Here is an 18238-nt window from a genome sequence, read left to right on the forward strand (position 1 = left end):
GTGCAAAAAACCACTCAGAAAAGGTACATAATAATGTCGCTGAAATTCATCAGAAGTCCTCTTTCTCTTGTAATGGCAGGCTGCCTGGTCACGGCGTTTTCCGCCCAGGCTGATATCGTGATTGGCGTGGCGGGTCCCTTTACCGGGCCGAACGCAACGTACGGGGATCAGTACTGGCACGGCGCAACGCAGGCTGCGGATGACATCAACGCCGCGGGCGGCATTAATGGCGAGAAGATCAAACTGGTGCAGGGGGATGACGCCTGTGAACCGAAACAGGCCGTCTCGGTCGCCAACCGTCTGGTGGACCAGGATAAAGTCAAAGCCGTGGTCGGCCACTTCTGCTCCTCCTCCACCATGCCGGCCTCCGAGGTTTATAACGACGCGGGCGTGCTGGCTATCACCCCAGGCTCCACGAACCCGCAGATCACCGAGCGCGGCATGAGCGACATGTTCCGCATGTGCGGACGCGACGACCAGCAGGGCCAGGTCGCCAGCGATTTCATTATTGATAAGCTGAAAGCCAAACGGGTGGTGATCATCCACGATAAAGACACCTACGGCCAGGGTCTGGCGGATGCCACCAAAGCGGCGCTGGCGAAACGCGGCGTTAAGGACGTGATGTACGAAGGGCTGTCGCGCGGTGAGAAAGACTTTAACGCCCTGGTGACCAAAATTGGCGCCCAGAAGCCGGACGTGGTCTTCTTCGGCGGTTGTCACCCGGAAGCGGGTCCGCTGGTGCGTCAGATGCGTGAGCAGGGCGTGCAGGCGAAATTCTTCTCCGGAGACTGCATCGTCAACGAAGAGATGGTCACCGCCGCCGGTGGCGCGCAGTACACCAACGGCATCTACATGACCTTCGGCAAAGATCCACGCCTGATCCCGGAAGGCAAAGCGGTGATCGAGAAGTTCCGCGCCAGCAAGTTTGAGCCGGAAGGCTACACCCTCTACTCCTACGCCTCTATCCAGGCCATTGCTGCGGCCTTTAAAGCCGCTGGCGGCGCCGATCCGGCCAAAGCCAGCGAATGGCTGAAGGCCAATTCGGTGGATACCGTGATGGGCAAAAAATCCTGGGACAGCAAAGGTGACCTGAAAGTCTCCGACTACGTGGTGTACCAGTGGGACGACAAAGGTAAATATAAGGAAGTGCAGTAACCGGACGGAATCACGCTCAACGTCGGTATGGCGACATGCCGACGCACTATAACCAACGGGCCGCCTCCCCCGCGGCCTGAAACACGAGCGCGCGATGATGGAAACTTTCTTTCTGCAGCAGTTAATCAATGGCTTAACGCTGGGCTCCGTCTACGGATTGATAGCCATCGGCTACACCATGGTATACGGCATTATCGGCATGATTAACTTCGCCCACGGCGAAGTGTATATGATCTCCGCCTACCTCTGCGCTATCGGCCTGGCGCTCCTCTCCTTCTTCGGGCTGGAATCTTTCCCGCTGCTGATCCTCGGCACGCTGGTCTTTACCATCGTGGTGACGGGGGTGTACGGCTGGACCATCGAGCGCATCGCCTATAAGCCACTGCGTAACTCCACGCGTCTGGCCCCGCTGATCTCCGCCATCGGCATGTCGCTGATCCTGCAAAACTACGCCCAGATCAGCCAGGGTCCGCGCCAGCAAGGGGTGCCTACCATGCTGGACGGCGTGCTGCGCTTCCACATTGGCGAAGGTTTTGTGCAGATCACCTACACCAAGGTCTTCATTCTTATCGCCTCGTTCACCGGCATGCTGGTGCTCACCTGGATAATCAGCAACACCCGTTTAGGGCGGATGTGCCGCGCGGTGCAGCAGGACCGCAAGATGGCGTCGATTCTGGGTATCAATACCGACCGGATCATCTCCCTGGTGTTTGTGATCGGCGCGGCGATGGCCGGACTGGCGGGGGTGCTGATCACCATGAACTACGGCACCTTTGATTTTTATGCCGGGTTTATCATCGGCATTAAGGCCTTTACCGCCGCCGTGCTCGGGGGGATCGGCTCCCTGCCGGGCGCCATGTTAGGGGGACTTATCCTTGGCATTGCCGAGGCGCAGTTCTCCGGGATGGTGAACTCCGATTATAAAGATGTGTTCTCCTTTGGATTGCTGGTGGTGATCCTTATTTTCCGTCCTCAGGGACTGCTTGGCCGCCCTGTCGTGGCCAAAGTATGAGGGAAGCAAAATGACGTCACAGATCGTTTCGCAGCCCGTGGCGCACGACGGGTTTTCACTTAAACGCTGCATCCTCGATGCCATTTTTGCCGGGATGGTCGCGCTGATTATCTTTGGCCCGGTGGCGGGCGTGGTGCTGGATGGCTACAGCTTTAACTTCGAAGGGCGGCGGCTGGTGTGGATCATCGCCACGGTGATGACCGGGCGTTTTTTACTCAGCGCCTTCTTAATGACCGCGCCGGGCAGACGCGTGCTTGCGCGTTTCGATAACGATAACTCGGGGGTGTACGTCCGCCCGCCGGAGTACAAAAGCCGGATGCGCTGGATCCTGCCGCTGATCGTCACCCTGGCGGTCTGCTTCCCGTTTGTCGCCACCAAATACGTGCTGACGGTGGCGATCCTCGGGTTGATCTACGTCCTGCTCGGGCTCGGGCTGAACATCGTGGTCGGGCTCGCGGGGCTGCTGGATCTGGGCTATGTCGCCTTTTACGCCATTGGCGCCTACGGGCTGGCGCTGGGCTATCAGTATCTGGGGCTCGGCTTCTGGACCATGCTGCCGCTGGCGGCGCTGATGGCCGCCGCCGCCGGGGCCTTGCTGGGCTTCCCGGTGCTGCGAATGCACGGCGATTATCTGGCGATTGTGACCCTCGGCTTTGGGGAGATCATCCGCCTGGTGCTGAACAACTGGCTGACCTTTACCGGCGGGCCGAACGGTATCTCCGCCCCGCCCCCCACCTTCTTCGGGCTGGAGTTTGGTCGCCGGGCGAAAGATGGCGGCGTGCCGTTCCATGAGTTCTTCAACCTGACGTTTAACCCGAACCTGAAGTTCATCTTTATCTACGCCATCCTGCTGCTGGTGGTGCTGCTGGTGCTCTACATCAAGCACCGCCTGACGCGGATGCCCATCGGTCGCGCCTGGGAAGCCCTGCGCGAAGACGAGATCGCCTGTCGCTCCATGGGGCTTAACCATGTGCTGGTGAAGCTCTCGGCTTTTACCCTCGGGGCTTCTACCGCCGGGATTGCCGGAGTGTTCTTCGCCACCTATCAGGGATTCGTAAACCCCACCTCGTTCACCTTTTTTGAGTCGGCCCTGATCCTCGCCATCGTGGTGTTGGGCGGGATGGGTTCCACCGTCGGGGTGGTGCTGGCGGCCTTTGTCCTGACCGTCACCCCGGAACTGTTACGTACCTTTGCCGAGTACCGCGTGCTGCTGTTTGGCGTCCTGATGGTGGTGATGATGATCTGGCGACCGCGCGGGCTGATCCGCATCAACCGCACCGGCTTTGCGGTGCGTAAGGGCGTGGCGCCATGAACGGGACCATCTTAAGCGTTGAGCATCTGATGATGCACTTTGGCGGCATCAAAGCGTTAAACGACGTTAATCTTGAAGTCCAGCGCGGCTCGATCACCGCCCTGATCGGACCGAACGGCGCGGGTAAAACCACGGTCTTCAACTGCCTGACCGGTTTTTACCGCGCCTCCGGGGGCAATATTCTGTTCAATACCCGGAGCAAAACCACCAACGTTATTCAGGTCCTCGGGCAAAAATTCCAGCCGGGGGACTGGATCAATCCGGCGCAGTTCGGCCAGCGGTTGTTCTACAAAATGTTTGGCGGCACTCACCTGGTGAACCGCGCCGGGCTGGCGCGTACCTTCCAGAATATCCGCCTGTTCCGCGAGATGTCGGTGGTGGAGAACCTGCTGGTGGCCCAGCACATGCGGGTGAACCGCAACCTGCTGGCTGGGGTGCTGAATACGCCTGCATACCGCAAGGCGGAAAGCGACGCCCTGGACAGGGCTTTCTACTGGCTGGAGGTGGTGGACCTGGTGGACTGCGCTAACCGGCTCGCGGGCGAGATGTCCTACGGCCAGCAGCGGCGGCTCGAAATCGCCCGCGCCATGTGCACCGGGCCGGAGATGATCTGTCTCGACGAGCCCGCCGCCGGGCTGAACCCGGTGGAGACGCACACCCTGAGCAACATCATTCGCTATCTGCGGGATCACCACGACATCACGGTGCTGCTGATTGAGCATGATATGGGGATGGTAATGGAGATCTCCGATCACATTATCGTGCTCGACCACGGGGATGTGATTGCCCAGGGGAAACCGGAGCAGATCCAGCACGACGAAAAAGTCATTGCCGCCTATCTGGGCACCGATGAGAGCGAGGTCAGCGTATGAGTGAGGCAATGCTGGAGTTTCGTCAGGTGGACGTTTACTACGGGGTGATCCAGGCCCTGAAGCAGGTCTCCCTTCAGGTGCATCCCGGCGAGACCGTGGCGCTGATCGGTGCCAACGGGGCCGGAAAATCGACGTTGCTGATGTCGATTTTCGGCCAGCCGCGGGTACGTAACGGGCAGATCCTCTTTTGCGGCGATGACATCAGCCATAAATCGACCCACTATGTGGCGTCGGGCGGCATTGCCCAGGCCCCGGAAGGACGGCGCATCTTCCCGGATATGACCGTCGAAGAGAATCTGCTGATGGGCACCATCCCCATCGGCAACCAGTATGCGGCGGAGGATCTGCAGACGATGTTCGACCTGTTTCCTCGCCTGAAGGAGCGGCGCAAGCAGCGGGCGATGACCATGTCCGGCGGCGAGCAGCAGATGCTGGCCATAGCCCGTGCCCTGATGAGCCGGCCCAAATTATTACTGCTGGATGAGCCGAGCCTGGGGTTAGCGCCCATCGTGGTGAAACAGATTTTCCAGACCCTGCGGGAGCTGGCGCGCAACGGGATGACGATTTTTCTCGTGGAGCAGAACGCGCACCACGCCCTTAAGCTCTCCGACCGCGGCTATGTGATGGTCAACGGGCAGATCCGCCTGAGCGGCAGCGGCGAAGAGCTGCTGGGCAATCAGGATGTCAGAAAAGCCTATCTGGGGGGCGTGTAACCGTTATGCGGGGCCAGTCGCCAGGCAGGCCCGCTACGGATGGAGATCGTCCGGCAGCTGGTCGTAGTCCACCTTTTGCAGCTTAAAGTTGGTCACCCAGGATTTGCCCGCATCCTGCTCCGACACGAACAGGTAGGACGGCGTCAGCTCTTTCGCCTGGATCCCGGTCCACGCCGAGAAGAAATCGAGGAAATCATTGGCGGAACGCCGGGCGTTGATCAGCCGGTGTTCTGTATCGTCGCTCGACATGATCATAAACGGTACCTGATAGTTTTGCTGGTAAGCATCACCGTGGGCCATATATTGCCCCCCGGTCAGGCGGGCTTTATAGGTGAGACCGTGATCGGAGAAGTAGACCATCGAGAAAGTTTCGCCGGTGTTTTGCAGCTGCTGATAGAGCTGCTTTAACAGGGCGTCGGTCTGGGTGATGCTGTAGATATAGCAGGAGGTCTCTTTCGACTGCACGAACTCGGCGTATTTGCCCTGGGTGCGTTCACAGGCCTGCGGGTGGGAGCCCATCAGATGCAAAACGATCAGCCGGGTCTCCTTGCGCGGAGCTGCAAGCACCTGCTGCGTCATCTGCAATAAGGCTTCATCCCGGGGATTGTTTTCATCTTCGTAGTAACCCTTTCTGAGAAACTGCACGTCATCGGCCCGCTTGGCAATACTGGCAATGGCCGTATCGTACTCGCCAATCTGCCCCTGATTGGAGAACCACCAGGTCTGGAATCCGGCGCGATTCGCCAGGGTGACAAAGTTGTTCTGATACTCCGGGGTATCACCGCTGACCCGGCTCAGGGAGTGCCCGAGAGAGGTTTGCGTGGAGGCGCTGGAGGAGACGAAATCGGTAAACAGTGTTCCCTTCACGGAGCTCGCAAAGGGGGTGTTATTCCACTGCCCGCCAAAGGCGCCCAGCGCATCCCGGCGCGCGCTTTCGCCGATCACCACCACGTAGTTCTGGTAGCGGGGCTTTACCCCCAGCACGGTCCAGTTGTCCTTCATTTTGGCCAGTTCCAGCATATGGGCTTTTTCCGTGACCACTTCCCGATTGTTGATCACCACGTCCTTCACGAAGCGGAATACCGGATAGCCCACGTCCATCAGGGTGAAGTTCCCCCAGTACACCAGGTTTTTAAGGGGAGTCATAAAGAAACAGAGGATGGCGAAAACCAGATACAGCATATCTAAACGGCGTAAAGCCTGTTTGGGGATAATTTTACGCCGCAGCGCAATCACGCCTAATGCCAGAATAACAAATGACACCAGGTAGCTGTGCCACGGGAATATCGTCAGGATCTCGACGGACTCATTAAAATTAGTGGAATGTAATGCTAAAAGCGTATTGAAATTAGGCGCACCATAGGCTTGTTGAAAAGGAAAGTACAGGGCGGCCAGCAGACTACAGAGGGCAATAACCCCTTTCTGCAGGCGGGGAGTTATTCGCCAGAGTACTAGCAGCACGCAGCAAAATGCCACAGAATAGATTGGGCTGAATGAATAGCCGAAAGAATAGTTTATCAGCACCGACTGCAGATAATAAAAGGCGATCCAGGGATTAATCGTAATATCGCGGATCCACAGGGTATATTTGCTGGCTGTTATATTCATATTTATCGTAATCCGCAGTTTGTCGCAGCGAAACGCTAACGACAAGGATCAACAAACCGCCGGGAAAGGCGACATATGGATAAAATGGGTCGCAATATGGAGAAACTTATCAAAAGATAGAGTGCGCGGGCGGGAAGATCAACGTTTCGTAACAATATATTTATAAAACTGAAGCCGTATCATCATAATTTATACATAATTGTGTGGTAATACACCTTTCCCGCATTCACGGGAAAGGCTGGAATACACTATATAAAAATTAAGCCATAATGCATTTGCATTATATTTACAGCTTTTCAATATGATTTAGCTTGGCTGAATAACCTGTTTTCGCCACCGCCTTTAATAATGTCTCCGTCGGGAAACCTTCTGCGACGATAACTTCAGTCTGGCGGGTTTTTAATGAGGCTTTTGCCTTCACTACCCCTTCCGTTTCACGCAGCGCCTGGTTGACCGAAATGACGCACAACGGACAGGTCATGCCCTGCACATCCAGCACCACCTTTTGATTTGCGGCGTGGGCAAACAGCGGCAGCAGTAAACATGCGCTAATCAACAGTCGTTTCATTCCATCACCTCATAAACCCAGGCCACCACCGTGGGATAGAACAGTACCAGCAGCAGCACCGGCAGCGAAAGCCAGAACAGGAAACGCATCTGCCCCAGGGTTAAGCGTCCGGTACACCACAGCCGTTTAGAAAAATAGAGCCGCCAGAACACCCGCAGCATCAGCCCCAGGGAGAGCAGGATCATGGGAACTCGCAGGAATTCAAGCTGGCTGAGCCCGGCAAAACCGGCCGCCGAGATGCCAAACAGCAGATACAGCAGCGGCCCGACGCAGCACAGCCCGGCGGTAACGGCAGCCGCGGCTGCCGTCAGCAGGGTAAGGCCTGCCCCCTTAGCGTTGTTCGGTTGAGACATAGTTGTACGCGAACACCTTTGGATCGTAGAAATTGAGCGGGTCGCCGTCCACTTCGGCATACGGGTAGCCAAAGTTATTGACTGCGCCCTGCTCTGTCGCCGGGTACAGTTCAAAATCGCGCCCGTAGTTGAAGCCCACCCAGTTCATCTCCCAGTTGCCAAACAGATAAGTGTTTACCGCCTGCACATCGGGATCCTGATGGGCTTTTTTCTCCGCCAGACGCATCTTGGTGACGTCCGCCGGGTCGCACGGCAGCCAGCCGTAACCTGCCAGATAAAACTCCGCCCGACAGTGCTGCCCGCCGCTGACGTCCGCCACGCCCGCGCTGTCGGCTTTGCCGAAGGCGCTGGCAGAGTAGCGTTCCAGCTTGTTGGCTCTGCCCAGACGGATACCGAACAGCTCCCGCGCCGGGATACCGCTGGCGCGCGCCAGAGCGACAAATACCGAGCTGATATCGGTGCATTTGCCGCTGAGCTTGCCGCTTTGCAGAATGGTCGCCACATCGCCGGTGCCGCAGCCAATCACGTCGTTATCGCGCTCCATATGGCTGCTGACCCATTCGTAGATCAGGCGCGCTTTCTTGAGCGGATCGGTCTCGCCTGCGGTAATTTTTTCCGCCGTTTCGCGCACCAGGCCATCCACCGGGGTGTGCGTCGTTGGCAGCAGATACGGCTTCACCGCCAGCGGGTAAACAATTTGCTCCGGCGCCTGCCAGTTTTTCAGCGCATCGTGCTTCAGCGGCTCCCAGTCTGCGGTTTCGATCTCCAGATCGAGCTTAAGCAGCAGATCGCCTTCGCTTTTCGGCCAGGTCGCAAACAGGGTTTTCGCACCGTAAGTATTGTTGGTGGTGACGAACGCCTGCTGGTAGTTGCCGGTAAACGACAGCCCGGTCATCTGCTGAAAGGCGGTATCTACCGGGAGCGGGATCCAGAGTTTGACCACGCCGCTGGAGCCCTGCGGCGGTGCCAGCTTATAGGTTTGTGATAAGACAAAACGGCGGCGCATTACCGGGGCGGCGGGTGCTACTTTGGTTTTCACCGTCTGGCTGGCCACGGCCGGGCCCACTAAACCTGCGGCAGAGAGAAGAACGCTATTTTTAAGAAATTGTCGACGCTGCATGGCTATCTGTCCCTTGAAAATGAGTCTGGCGTCGGCGACACGGGCCGCAAGCACAGAGGAACATCACAGAAGACAGGCACTGGCGCGAAGCGATGGGGTTTATTCATCAATAACAGACCTGTTAACTGTGAATGAAAGAAATTTTTGAGACGGTATTAGGCGCTTTTCAGCCCCTGTTGTACAGGCCTGAAGTCAAAAAAAGGGGCTGTTATCCGTAAAAATTGCAGGGAAAAATGCGAGGGCGGACGCGCCGCTGACAGACGACACACCTATCTTAATAGGTGACGGGAATCTCAAATCAGAGCATTGGCATAATAGTCCATGCCATAAGCCAGTAGTTCCATAACATTATAAATATGAAAACCCTACTGTTAATTCTTTAATGCCGCAGCGTTAAGAGGCTATTTCCCATAGTATTTTCGGGGGTAAAGTCTGTGAGGGAATGCGTTATTTCACCTAATATTAAAAATGCACACGGGTATGTCAAACAGCGAAACAACGTTATCACTATCATTTATTTTCACCACCATTCAGAGGTATGAGATGAGTAAAATGTGCTTAACAAAATTATTGTCGGCTGGTTTGCTCGGATTGATGGTCTTTTCCACTTCCGCAATGGCGAAAGAAATTGAAGTGGTCAATATTTCAAAGATTGATGGCATGCCCTGGTTTAATCGCATGGGGGAAGGTGTTACCCAGGCAGGTAAAGATCTCGGCATTAAAGCCTCTCAGGTAGGCCCTTCCAGCACCGACGCCCCACAGCAGGTCAAAATTATTGAGGACTTAATCGCGAAAAAAGTTTCAGCGATCGGGATTGTGCCAAATGATGCCGATGTCCTCGAGCCTGTATTCAAAAAGGCGCGCGAGGCCGGCATTGTGGTGTTAACCAATGAATCCCCCGGTCAACCCAGCGCAAACTGGGATGTCGAAATTATTGATAACGAAAAATTCGCCGCCGACAACGTTGAAGAGATGGCAAAAGCCATGGGCGGTAAAGGGGGCTATGTTATTTACGTTGGCAGCCTGACCGTGCCACAACATAACCTGTGGGCGGATTTGTTCGTGAAATACCAGAAAGAGCACTACCCGGATATGCATGAAGTCACCAGCCGTATGCCGGTGGCCGAGAATATCGACGATGCCCGCCGCACCACCATCGATCTGATGAAAGCCCACCCTGACATGAAAGGGATTGTCTCCTTTGGCTCTCAGGGGCCAATTGGCGCAGGCCGCGCGGTGAAAGAGAAGCGTGCGAAAGGCAAAGTCTTCGTGTACGGCATGATGATCCCGTCCCAGGCCGCTTCGCTGATCAAAAGCGGTGATATCGCCATGGGCATCACCTACGACCCGGCCTCCGCGGGTTACGCCATTACCGCCGTCGCCGACAAGGTCCTGAAAGGGGAAGAGATTACTCAGGGCCTGGATATCCCGAACCTCGGCAAAGCCGATGTGGATAGCGAAAAACGCATCATTAAATTCCATAAAGTCCTGCGCGTGACCAAAGAGAATATCGACAGCCTGTATTAATCCGTTGGTTCTGCACGCCCTGCTCTCAGGGCGTGCCGTCTGAGCCCAAAAGAGGTAGTCATGGAGCCGTTTATTTCACTGGGTCATATCAGCAAAACGTTCTACGGTGTGAAAGCGCTGGATAATATCGCTTTGACGTTATTTCCCGGGGAGGTTCACTGTCTGGCCGGGCAGAACGGCTGTGGCAAATCGACGCTGATTAAAATTATTTCCGGCGTCTATAAACCCGATCCCGGGTTTGAAATCGTGATCGACGGTAAAAGCTGGTCGCATCTCTCCCCCATCGACTCGGTCAAAGCCGGGATCCAGGTTATCTATCAGGATCTCTCTCTGTTCCCCAATCTCACCGTGGCGGAGAACATCGGTATCCACCAGCATCACCGCAATCTGCTGGTGAATAAGAAAGAGATCCGCCGTATCGCCGCGCTCACCGTGAAAAGCATTGAAGCGGAACTGGATCTGGATGCAAACGTGGAGTCCCTGCCCATTGCCCAGCGCCAGATTGTGGCGATCTGCCGGGCGCTGGCCCAGGAAGCCAGGCTGATTATTATGGATGAGCCCACTGCCTCGCTCACCATGCAGGAGGTAAAAGGACTCCTGCGGGTGATCGGCGATTTAAAGAAGAGGAACATCTGCGTCGTGTTTGTCAGCCACCGTCTGGATGAAGTGCTCTCTATCTCCGACCGTATCAGCGTGCTGAAAAATGGCACTCTGGTGGGCACCTTCCCTGCCAGCGAGATCAATAATAAAAAACTGGCTTACCTGATGACCGGGAAAGAATTTTCGTATGCGGTACTGCCGCCGATTGAAAAATTGGGCGAGGTGGCACTGACGGTTAATAACCTCACTAAACAGCACCAGTATAAAGACATCTCTTTTAAGCTCCATCAGGGGGAGATCCTGGCCATCACCGGGCTGCTGGGCGCGGGCAGGACAGAGCTGTGCCTGAGCCTGTTCGGGCTTACGCAACCCGATGCCGGGGAGATACTGCTGGAAGGCAAAGCAGTACATTTCGCCAGCAACCGGGATGCGATCAATGCCGGTATCGGCTATGTCTCTGAAGACCGCATGAGCACCGGCCTGGTGATGGACCAGTCGATCAATGACAATATTATCTCCACCGTTCTCCGACGCCTGAAAACGCCGTTCAGATTGTTAGACAGATCCAGAGCGGACCGCATCGTCACCGATTTAGTTGAGCAGCTGAGCATTAAAATTGGCAGCGTGGATCTGCCCGTCAATACCCTCTCCGGGGGCAACGCCCAGCGCGTGGCGATTGCCAAATGGCTGGCGATCAATCCAAAGGTCCTGATCCTGGACTCCCCCACCGTCGGGGTCGACATCGCTAACAAAGCGGGGATCTATCAAATCATCTCCGCCCTTTCCCGCCAGGGGATTGCGGTACTGATGATCACCGATGAGATCGATGAGGCGTTCTTTAACAGCCACCGCATTTTAGTCATGCGCAAGGGTGAGATCGTGGCAGAAATCCTACCGGATAAGACCTCGGAAGCGGCGCTGGCGGAGGTGGTCAATGGTTAATAAATTCGGGGTGAAAACCCATGAGCTGTTTTTGGGCCTGACGATTATCGTCATTGGCGGCTATCTGTCGTTTGCCAGCAGCGATTTTCTGACGCTCGGCAATATTTACGACCTGATCAACAACTACGCCATGCTCACCATTCTGGCCTGCGGCCTTTTTATTGTGCTGATTTCCGGCGGGATCGATATCTCCTTTCCGGCCATGACCATCATCTCCCAGTACGTGATGGTCACCCTGATTCAGGGCACTACCGGCAACTTTGCCATCGCTTTTGCGCTCTCCGGCGGGCTGGGGCTGCTGCTCGGATTGATTAACGCCACGCTGGTTAATCGCCTTAACGTGCCTTCCATCATTATTACTATTTCTACCCTCAATATTTTTTACGGCCTGCTGCTCTACCTGACCAAAGGAGTCTGGCTGTACAGCTACCCTGAGTGGTTTGAACAGGGAGTGATGCTGTTCAAATTCACCGCCGCAGACGGCTACGACTACGGCCTGAGCCTGCCGATCATCACCCTTTTAGTCGTGGTGGCGTTAACCGGCTTTATCATGAATAAAACCAGCGCCGGACGGATGATTTACGCCATGGGCGGGAATCGCGAGGCGGCCTCCCGGATGGGATTCGGCATCTTTAAAATGCAGCTGTTTGTTTATGGCTATATGGGGCTGATGTCCGGGGTGGCAGGCGTGGTGCAATCCGCCACCGTCTTAACCGTTGCGCCCGACTCCCTGCTGGGCTATGAGCTGACGGTGCTTGCCGCCGTGGTGTTAGGCGGCACCAGCATCGTCGGCGGACGCGGCACCTTGCTCGGCACCCTGCTGGGGGTCATTTTACTGGCCGTATTACAGAACGGCCTAAATTTGTTAGGGATCTCCTCGTACTGGCATACGGTGGTCACCGGTGTCGTGATCGTCACCAGTATCAGCATGACGGCATGGAGTCAGCGCAAAGGTCAGGGAGTCGTCGTATGAGTACCAATAAAACCCAGGATCGCGTCGAGATATACCTGACCGTGCTCATCGCTGCGGTCGTTATCACATTCAGCTTCCTTATTCCTTCGGTGTTCTGGTCGTCAGCCAACTTCCAGTCCATCGCCTCACAGATGCCGATCCTCGGCGTGCTGGCCCTTGCGATGGCGGTGACTATCCTCACCGGGGGGATTAACCTGTCGATCATCGCCACCATGAATGCCTGCGGGCTGGTGATGGCCTGGGTCGCTACCCACTATCCGCCGACCTTCAGCAGCCTGCTGCTGGTTCTCGCGGCCGGTTTAGTTATGGCGCTGGTTATTGGCTCGGTAATCGGTTTTTTGATCGCCGTAGTGCGGGTCTCGCCGATATTAGCCACCCTTGGCATCATGACCCTGCTGAAGGGCATTAATATCCTGATCTCCAAAGGCTCGGCGATCTCTAACTTCCCGGATTACATTCTGGTCATTAACAGCACCAATGTTCTCGGTATCCCGCTGCCGCTGCTGGTCTTTCTGGCGGTGGTCGTCGCGCTGTGGGTGATCCTTGAAAAATCCGCCTTCGGGCGAACCCTCTACCTGATCGGCTCTAACGAACAGGCGACCCACTACTCCGGGATCAACACCCGTAAAACCCTTATCTGGGTCTATGTGCTCTCTTCAGTCCTGTGCGTGATTGCCGCCCTGCTAATGATGTCGAAACTCAACTCGGCCAAGGCCTCCTACGGTGAGTCTTATCTGCTGGTGTCGATTCTGGCGGCGGTTCTCGGCGGGGTGAACCCGGATGGGGGCTTTGGTAAGGTCTTTGGCATGGTGATGGCGCTTGTTTTATTGCAGATGCTGGAGAGCGGCCTGAACATTCTGGGGGTAAGCAGCTACATCACCATGGCCCTGTGGGGCGGATTGCTGTTAGCGTTTATCTTCCTGAAAGGGGCGCGGCTCTCGCGTCTGTTTGGCAAACCCTGACTGTCCGCGGAGGCCACCAGATGGCGTTAAATCTCTTTTCACAGCTTCCCGAAGCGGGTGCGCGTAACGAAGCGGAAATCTTTGACGCGCTGCTCGCGGCGCCGGGGCTCAAAATCGAGCGGATCCTCTCCACCGGCCAGGCCAGCCCGCCCGGTTTCTGGTACTGCCAGGCAGAAAACGAATGGGTGGTGGTGCTGCGCGGCTCGGCAGGCGTGAAATTCGAAGAAGAAGATGAGGTCAGGGTTTTGTATGCGGGGGATTCTCTGCACATCCCCGCGCAATGTCGGCACCGGGTGGAGTGGACCGATCCCGGGGAGCCGACGGTATGGCTGGCGATATTTTATGGCGAAGGGGATACGGTTTAGTCTGCGGTGAGGCTACCGATAATCATTGTCGCTGCGATGATGCTCGCCCGGACGATCGTCCTGCTTATCATGACGTATCGGATGGCCCTGGCTGTCATAGATAATATCGTCATCACCCGCAGCCCAGGCGCTTGTCACAGCAAAAGCGATTAACGCAGTAATCAGGGTCAGTTTTTTCATTTTAATCCTCGCTACGCGGCATTGACTGGCGAGAGCAACCTTTTAACAGAATAGTTATCCCTGACGCGGAGCAGGTCATAGATAAAGGTGATTAATTTTGCTGACTACGAGGAAAGTTTGAGGCTGGAGTGAGTTTTCAGACACAAAAAAACCACCTTTCGGTGGTTTCACGACACTGCTTATTGCTTTGATTATTCTTGTCTTTCCCATGGTAGCCGGAGTGGGACTTGAACCCACACAGCGCGAACGCCGAGGGATTTTAAATCCCTTGTGTCTACCGATTCCACCATCCGGCCTCGGGAAGAAAGTGGAGGCGCGTTCCGGAGTCGAACCGGACTAGACGGATTTGCAATCCGCTACATAACCGCTTTGCTAACGCGCCTTAAATCTTTTGTCTTGCGACTGACACCCGCTATTGCGTATGTCTTAAATTTGGAGCGGGAAACGAGACTCGAACTCGCGACCCCGACCTTGGCAAGGTCGTGCTCTACCAACTGAGCTATTCCCGCATTTATCAAGTCATTACGCTAATCACTTGATTTTGCTATCGACTAACGGACCGTGCCGTCGTTCGATGCGTTGCATTCTACTTACCTGACGTTTTGAGTCAACGTTAATTTTCACCCCAACAGATCGTTTGCTGAAAATTACGTCGAAACGATCACTGATCAAGCAAATCGCCCCGTGCGGCGTTCAAATATTGCAACATTGACCACAGGGTCAGCACTGCGGCGACCATAAACAGGCCAATACCGGCCCACTCTACCCACTCGTTTGGACGCCACAGCATCCACACCAGTGCCGCCATCTGCGCGGTAGTTTTGACCTTGCCGATCCAGGAGACCGCCACGCTGCTGCGTTTACCCAGTTCCGCCATCCACTCACGCAGGGCAGAGATGATAATTTCACGGGCAATCATGGTCGCCGCAGGCAGGGTGACCCACCAGCTGTGATAGTGCTCAACCACCAGCACCATGGCGATGGCCACCATGACTTTGTCTGCTACCGGGTCAAGGAAGGCGCCAAAACGGGTGCTCTGGTTCCAGCGACGAGCAAGATAGCCGTCAAACCAGTCAGTGACTGCCGCGACAAAAAAGATAAGCGCACATGCGAAAGGAGCCCAGACAAAGGGCAGATAAAACGCCAGTACAAAGAAAGGAATGAGCACGACGCGGAAGAGCGTCAGCAACGTAGGGATATTTAATCGCATAGTGACGGTAACTGTTTGTTGTCAGTAATTATTAGCCCTATGTTGCTACAGAGCCCTCAATGTTTCAACGAGTAGTAGATCTTTTCTGCCAGCCCTTGCGAAATACCTGGCACTTTTGCAATTTCCTCGACGCTGGCGTTGAGTAATCCTTGCAAACCGCCCATATATTTCAGCAACATCTGGCGACGTTTTGGCCCGACCCCTTCGATCGTCTCCAGCGTACTGGTATTTTTCACTTTTGCCCGTTTTTTGCGGTGGCCGCTAATAGCATGATCGTGCGACTCATCGCGAATATGCTGGATCACATGTAACGCAGGCGAGTCCGGCGGCAGGCTAAAGCCCTCCCCTTCCGGCTCCAGGAAGAGGGTTTCCAGGCCGGCTTTACGATCGGTACCTTTTGCCACGCCTAACAACAGCGGATGATGCTTATCCCAGGTAACGTCCAGTTCGGCAAACACCGATTTTGCCTGGGCGAGCTGGCCTTTACCACCGTCAATCAGGATAACGTCCGGGATCTTACTTCCTTCGATAGCTTTACCGTAGCGACGGCGCAGCACCTGATTCATGGCGGCGTAATCATCCCCGGGGGTGATATCAGTAATGTTGTAGCGCCGGTATTCCGCACGCAGCGGGCCGTTCGCGTCGAACACCACGCAGGAGGCCACGGTCTGCTCCCCCATCGTGTGGCTGATATCGAAACACTCCATGCGTTTCACTTCCGGCAGTTTGAGCACCGTCGCCAGCGCAACAAGACGCTGATGAACGGTCGACTGCTGTGACAGTTTGGTGGTCAACGCCGTTGCGGCATTGGTGCGCGCCAGTTTCAGGTAGCGGGCACGATCGCCGCGCGGTTTGGTCTGCACATTTACCCGACGCCCAGCCAGCTCCGACAGCGAATCTGCCAGCAGGGTTTTATCGCTCAGATTAAAATCGAGCAGAATCTCAGACGGCACCGTTCGCATCTGGCTGCCCTGGAGATAGAACTGCCCGACAAAGGTCTCCACCACTTCGCCCAGCTCCGTACCACCCGGCACTTTCGGGAAATAACTGCGGCTGCCCAGGACCTTACCCTGACGGATAAAGAGCACATGCACGCAGGCCATGCCCGCATCGAACGACACGCCAATCACGTCCAGGTCGTCGCCGTTATTGGAGACGAACTGTTTTTCCGTTACCCGTCGCACGGCCTGGATCTGATCGCGGATCCGTGCCGCTTCTTCAAAGTTCAGCGCCTGGCTGGCCTTCTCCATGCGGGCGATAAGCTGGTTCAGCACCTGGTCGTCTTTACCGGCCAGGAACAGGCGCACATATTCCACCTGTTGAGCGTACTCCTCTTCGCTGACCAGCCCTTCGACGCACGGCCCGAGGCACCGACCTATCTGATACTGCAGGCAGGGGCGAGAGCGGTTGCGATAAACGCTGTTTTCACACTGGCGAATCGGGAAGATCTTCTGCAGCAGCGCCAGGGTTTCGCGCACCGCGTAGCCGTTAGGGAACGGGCCGAAGTACTCGCCTTTCGCGTGCTTGGCCCCGCGATGGCTGGCGAGGCGCGGATGGGTATCGCCACTCAGGAAAATAAACGGGTAGGATTTGTCATCGCGCAGCAGCACGTTGTAACGCGGCTGATACAGCTTGATGTAGTTATGCTCCAGCAACAGCGCTTCGGTCTCTGTGTGGGTCACAGTGACGTCAATCTGCTGGATCTGAGCGACCAGCGCTTCTGTTTTGCGGGAGGCAAGATTGCTGCGGAAGTAGCTGGAAAGACGCTTTTTAAGATCTTTCGCTTTTCCGACATAGATAACCGTCCCGCCTGCGTCGTACATCCGGTAGACGCCTGGCTGGCTGGTGACGGTTTTCAGGAAAGCACTGGATTCAAACACTTCACTCACTGACTAATTAGGGTCTCGGCATTGCACAGACCATGACGGATGGCCAGGTGAGTGAGTTCGACATCGCCATGGATGTTCAGTTTACTGAACATTCGGTAGCGGTAGCTGTTCACCGTTTTCGGGCTGAGATTAAGCTGCTCAGAGATCTCATTCACCTTCTGGCCTTTGGTAATCATCAGCATAATCTGCAATTCGCGCTCAGACAAACTGGCAAACGGTGATTCGGTCTTTTCTGGCTCAATCTGGCTGAGCGCCATTTGCTGCGCGATATCGGAAGCAATATAGCGCTGTCCGGAGTAGACAGACCGGATAGCGTTGACAACTTCCTGCGGAGCGGCGCCTTTGCTCAGATAGCCCGCGGCGCCCGCCTGCATGACTTTTGCAGGAAGGGGGTTTTCAGTGTGAACCGTCAGCATGATCACTTTGGTATCAACCCAGGCGCGCGCAATTTTACGCGTTGCTTCCAGGCCACCGATACCGGGCATGTTCATGTCCATCAGGACGACATCAGCAGTATTCGTCCGGCACCATTTTACGGCATCTTCACCGCAGCAGGCCTCGCCAGCAACTTTTATACCTTTAATATCTTCAAGAATGCGTCGTATCCCTGCGCGCACCAGTTCGTGGTCATCAACAAGAAGGACGTTGATCAAAGGAAATTCTCCAGAATAGGGATAACGCTACAGACAGTTAATTCGGCTCATATTAACGTTTTTTATCGCAAACTGAAAACGTTAAAAAATGCATGCCTTCGATAAGGCTCTCTTTTTTGGAAATTAACTTGTACATCAACTGGAAACAGAAGCCTTGCTCAGTAGGGCTCAACCCTCTTTCTTAAGTCAGATGTTTTCAAAAATTGACGAAATTTAAAGGCTAT

General features: G+C 55.4%; 18 protein-coding genes and 3 tRNA genes. 10 read left to right on the plus strand and 11 right to left on the minus strand.

Annotated elements, in window-relative coordinates; translation table 11 throughout:
• Positions 1 to 33: 33 nt before the first annotated feature.
• The 5 genes from K5I40_RS01660 (at position 34) to K5I40_RS01680 (ending at position 5064) form a co-directional block, all read left to right on the plus strand.
• The gene (locus tag K5I40_RS01660; RefSeq protein WP_039030874.1) at positions 34 to 1155 is read left to right on the plus strand and encodes a branched-chain amino acid ABC transporter substrate-binding protein; all 1122 of its coding nucleotides are present in this window, start codon (positions 34 to 36) and stop codon (positions 1153 to 1155) included.
• 97 nt (positions 1156 to 1252) lie between these two features.
• On the plus strand, positions 1253 to 2167 hold the full coding sequence (locus tag K5I40_RS01665; protein WP_039030925.1) for an ABC transporter permease subunit: 915 nt from the start codon (positions 1253 to 1255) through the stop codon (positions 2165 to 2167).
• Positions 2168 to 2177: 10 nt separating this feature from the next.
• Complete coding sequence (gene livM, locus K5I40_RS01670; RefSeq protein WP_197057139.1) at positions 2178 to 3479, plus strand: high-affinity branched-chain amino acid ABC transporter permease LivM; 1302 nt, start codon at positions 2178 to 2180, stop codon at positions 3477 to 3479.
• Entirely contained in the window at positions 3476 to 4351 is an 876-nt protein-coding gene (locus tag K5I40_RS01675) for an ATP-binding cassette domain-containing protein (RefSeq protein WP_039030875.1), read from the plus strand. Before livM ends, K5I40_RS01675 begins: the two co-directional genes overlap by 4 nt.
• Positions 4348 to 5064, plus strand: coding sequence for an ABC transporter ATP-binding protein (locus tag K5I40_RS01680; protein ID WP_039030876.1), 717 nt, complete (start codon positions 4348 to 4350; stop codon positions 5062 to 5064). The genes K5I40_RS01675 and K5I40_RS01680 overlap by 4 nt, the downstream gene beginning before the upstream one ends.
• A gap of 33 nt (positions 5065 to 5097) precedes the next feature.
• Here K5I40_RS01680 and K5I40_RS01685 read toward each other — a convergent pair whose 3' ends face one another.
• The 4 genes from K5I40_RS01685 to K5I40_RS01700 form a co-directional block, all read right to left on the minus strand.
• Entirely contained in the window at positions 5098 to 6672 is a 1575-nt protein-coding gene (locus tag K5I40_RS01685; RefSeq protein WP_223073833.1) for a phosphoethanolamine transferase, read from the minus strand.
• A 286-nt stretch (positions 6673 to 6958) separates the two neighbouring features.
• Positions 6959 to 7240 carry a heavy-metal-associated domain-containing protein gene (locus K5I40_RS01690; RefSeq protein WP_138369380.1) on the minus strand — a complete coding sequence of 94 codons (282 nt, stop codon included), beginning with the start codon at positions 7238 to 7240 and terminating at the stop codon, positions 6959 to 6961.
• On the minus strand, positions 7237 to 7593 hold the full coding sequence (locus K5I40_RS01695) for a mercuric transporter MerT family protein (RefSeq protein ID WP_039030879.1): 357 nt from the start codon (positions 7591 to 7593) through the stop codon (positions 7237 to 7239). Before K5I40_RS01695 ends, K5I40_RS01690 begins: the two co-directional genes overlap by 4 nt.
• Entirely contained in the window at positions 7571 to 8713 is a 1143-nt protein-coding gene (locus K5I40_RS01700) for a transglutaminase-like domain-containing protein (protein WP_223073832.1), read from the minus strand. The genes K5I40_RS01695 and K5I40_RS01700 overlap by 23 nt, the downstream gene beginning before the upstream one ends.
• Before the next feature lie 543 nt (positions 8714 to 9256).
• Here K5I40_RS01700 and K5I40_RS01705 point away from each other — a divergent pair.
• Genes K5I40_RS01705 through K5I40_RS01725 form a run of 5 tightly spaced genes read left to right on the plus strand, consistent with a single transcriptional unit; the run spans position 9257 to position 14082 of the window.
• The gene (locus K5I40_RS01705) at positions 9257 to 10240 is read left to right on the plus strand and encodes an autoinducer 2 ABC transporter substrate-binding protein (RefSeq protein WP_039030881.1); all 984 of its coding nucleotides are present in this window, start codon (positions 9257 to 9259) and stop codon (positions 10238 to 10240) included.
• 60 nt (positions 10241 to 10300) lie between these two features.
• Positions 10301 to 11782 (plus strand): sugar ABC transporter ATP-binding protein, encoded by a 1482-nt coding sequence (locus tag K5I40_RS01710; RefSeq protein WP_223073831.1) that lies wholly within the window; start codon positions 10301 to 10303, stop codon positions 11780 to 11782.
• Entirely contained in the window at positions 11775 to 12755 is a 981-nt protein-coding gene (locus K5I40_RS01715) for an ABC transporter permease (protein ID WP_223073830.1), read from the plus strand. The genes K5I40_RS01710 and K5I40_RS01715 overlap by 8 nt, the downstream gene beginning before the upstream one ends.
• Positions 12752 to 13717, plus strand: a complete 966-nt coding sequence (locus K5I40_RS01720; protein ID WP_139563159.1) for an ABC transporter permease — start codon at positions 12752 to 12754, stop codon at positions 13715 to 13717. The genes K5I40_RS01715 and K5I40_RS01720 overlap by 4 nt, the downstream gene beginning before the upstream one ends.
• Positions 13718 to 13737: 20 nt before the next feature.
• Positions 13738 to 14082, plus strand: coding sequence for a cupin domain-containing protein (locus K5I40_RS01725; protein WP_223073829.1), 345 nt, complete (start codon positions 13738 to 13740; stop codon positions 14080 to 14082).
• A 12-nt stretch (positions 14083 to 14094) separates the two neighbouring features.
• Here the strand turns inward: K5I40_RS01725 and K5I40_RS01730 are convergent, their stop codons facing one another.
• The 7 genes from K5I40_RS01730 to uvrY form a co-directional block, all read right to left on the minus strand.
• The gene (locus K5I40_RS01730; RefSeq protein WP_223073828.1) at positions 14095 to 14262 is read right to left on the minus strand and encodes a hypothetical protein; all 168 of its coding nucleotides are present in this window, start codon (positions 14260 to 14262) and stop codon (positions 14095 to 14097) included.
• A gap of 209 nt (positions 14263 to 14471) precedes the next feature.
• Positions 14472 to 14558, minus strand: a tRNA-Leu gene (locus K5I40_RS01735).
• 12 nt (positions 14559 to 14570) lie between these two features.
• Positions 14571 to 14644: transfer RNA gene (locus tag K5I40_RS01740), tRNA-Cys, on the minus strand.
• 51 nt (positions 14645 to 14695) lie between these two features.
• A tRNA-Gly gene (locus K5I40_RS01745) sits at positions 14696 to 14771 on the minus strand.
• Positions 14772 to 14923: 152 nt separating this feature from the next.
• Complete coding sequence (gene pgsA / locus K5I40_RS01750) at positions 14924 to 15472, minus strand: CDP-diacylglycerol--glycerol-3-phosphate 3-phosphatidyltransferase (RefSeq protein WP_032612063.1); 549 nt, start codon at positions 15470 to 15472, stop codon at positions 14924 to 14926.
• Positions 15473 to 15528: 56 nt separating this feature from the next.
• Positions 15529 to 17361, minus strand: a complete 1833-nt coding sequence (gene uvrC / locus K5I40_RS01755) for an excinuclease ABC subunit UvrC (RefSeq protein ID WP_039030888.1) — start codon at positions 17359 to 17361, stop codon at positions 15529 to 15531.
• A complete protein-coding gene (gene uvrY / locus K5I40_RS01760) occupies positions 17358 to 18014 on the minus strand; it encodes a UvrY/SirA/GacA family response regulator transcription factor (protein WP_039030889.1) in 657 nt (218 codons plus the stop codon). The genes uvrC and uvrY overlap by 4 nt, the downstream gene beginning before the upstream one ends.
• Between the last annotated feature and the right edge of the window lie 224 nt (positions 18015 to 18238).

It is taken from the genome of Leclercia sp. LTM14, assembly GCF_023736175.1.
Lineage (GTDB): Bacteria > Pseudomonadota > Gammaproteobacteria > Enterobacterales > Enterobacteriaceae > Enterobacter > Enterobacter barmai.

Bases quoted from the DNA above. Each gene is read 5' to 3' on its own strand.
- K5I40_RS01690 (WP_138369380.1), bottom strand. From the start codon at position 7,240: ATGAAACGACTGTTGATTAGCGCATGTTTACTGCTGCCGCTGTTTGCC.
- livM (WP_197057139.1), top strand. From the start codon at position 2,178: ATGACGTCACAGATCGTTTCGCAGCCCGTGGCGCACGACGGGTTTTCA.
- K5I40_RS01710 (WP_223073831.1), top strand. From the start codon at position 10,301: ATGGAGCCGTTTATTTCACTGGGTCATATCAGCAAAACGTTCTACGGT.
- K5I40_RS01660 (WP_039030874.1), top strand. From the start codon at position 34: ATGTCGCTGAAATTCATCAGAAGTCCTCTTTCTCTTGTAATGGCAGGC.
- K5I40_RS01665 (WP_039030925.1), top strand. From the start codon at position 1,253: ATGGAAACTTTCTTTCTGCAGCAGTTAATCAATGGCTTAACGCTGGGC.
- K5I40_RS01685 (WP_223073833.1), bottom strand. From the start codon at position 6,672: ATGAATATAACAGCCAGCAAATATACCCTGTGGATCCGCGATATTACG.
- K5I40_RS01700 (WP_223073832.1), bottom strand. From the start codon at position 8,713: ATGCAGCGTCGACAATTTCTTAAAAATAGCGTTCTTCTCTCTGCCGCA.
- K5I40_RS01725 (WP_223073829.1), top strand. From the start codon at position 13,738: ATGGCGTTAAATCTCTTTTCACAGCTTCCCGAAGCGGGTGCGCGTAAC.
- K5I40_RS01675 (WP_039030875.1), top strand. From the start codon at position 3,476: ATGAACGGGACCATCTTAAGCGTTGAGCATCTGATGATGCACTTTGGC.
- K5I40_RS01695 (WP_039030879.1), bottom strand. From the start codon at position 7,593: ATGTCTCAACCGAACAACGCTAAGGGGGCAGGCCTTACCCTGCTGACG.
- K5I40_RS01720 (WP_139563159.1), top strand. From the start codon at position 12,752: ATGAGTACCAATAAAACCCAGGATCGCGTCGAGATATACCTGACCGTG.
- pgsA (WP_032612063.1), bottom strand. From the start codon at position 15,472: ATGCGATTAAATATCCCTACGTTGCTGACGCTCTTCCGCGTCGTGCTC.
- K5I40_RS01705 (WP_039030881.1), top strand. From the start codon at position 9,257: ATGAGTAAAATGTGCTTAACAAAATTATTGTCGGCTGGTTTGCTCGGA.
- K5I40_RS01715 (WP_223073830.1), top strand. From the start codon at position 11,775: ATGGTTAATAAATTCGGGGTGAAAACCCATGAGCTGTTTTTGGGCCTG.
- K5I40_RS01730 (WP_223073828.1), bottom strand. From the start codon at position 14,262: ATGAAAAAACTGACCCTGATTACTGCGTTAATCGCTTTTGCTGTGACA.
- K5I40_RS01680 (WP_039030876.1), top strand. From the start codon at position 4,348: ATGAGTGAGGCAATGCTGGAGTTTCGTCAGGTGGACGTTTACTACGGG.